Source organism: Massilia arenae (genome assembly GCF_008014745.1).
In the GTDB taxonomy this organism is placed as follows: domain Bacteria; phylum Pseudomonadota; class Gammaproteobacteria; order Burkholderiales; family Burkholderiaceae_D; genus Telluria; species Telluria arenae.
Map to the genome: position 1 here is coordinate 1 of NZ_VPFD01000068.1, position 522 is coordinate 522.

Annotated in this window: 2 tRNA genes and 1 rRNA gene; all 3 read right to left on the reverse strand. The window is 46.9% G+C overall.

Annotated features, from left to right (window positions below):
- Positions 1-194: 194 nt before the first annotated feature.
- Positions 195-270: transfer RNA gene (locus FVD38_RS26305), tRNA-Ala, on the reverse strand.
- Between the two features lie 20 nt (positions 271-290).
- Positions 291-367, reverse strand: a tRNA-Ile gene (locus FVD38_RS26310).
- A gap of 80 nt (positions 368-447) precedes the next feature.
- A 16S ribosomal RNA gene (locus FVD38_RS26315) occupies positions 448-522 on the reverse strand; the annotation flags it as partial.

Sequence of the window (522 nt, forward strand, 5' to 3'; positions counted from 1 at the left end):
AGAGTACAACTATGTTTGCTTGATACAAATTACTACTACCCTAAGTGTGCATCACATCTCGTTTCCGATATGCGCTACACGCTTAAAAAAACTTTACTTCTTCCAGATTGTTAAAGAACGAAAAAACAGTGATCTCGAAAAGACCAAACCTAAATCTCACCAATCAATTATTGGCGACTTACGTTTGAACTTTATGGTGGAGGATGACGGGATCGAACCGACGACCCCCTGCTTGCAAAGCAGGTGCTCTCCCAGCTGAGCTAATCCCCCATTAGGGTATGCCAATAACTTGGTAGGGCTGGTTGGACTCGAACCAACGACCCCCGCGTTATCAACACGGTGCTCTAACCAGCTGAGCTACAGCCCCGATAAAACTGTTCTTTACATTCAACAGTCGATAAGCGTGGACGCTTGATGATGGATCGTTAGATCCCGGTGCTACTCTAGAAAGGAGGTGATCCAGCCGCACCTTCCGATACGGCTACCTTGTTACGACTTCACCCCAGTCACGAATCCTACCGT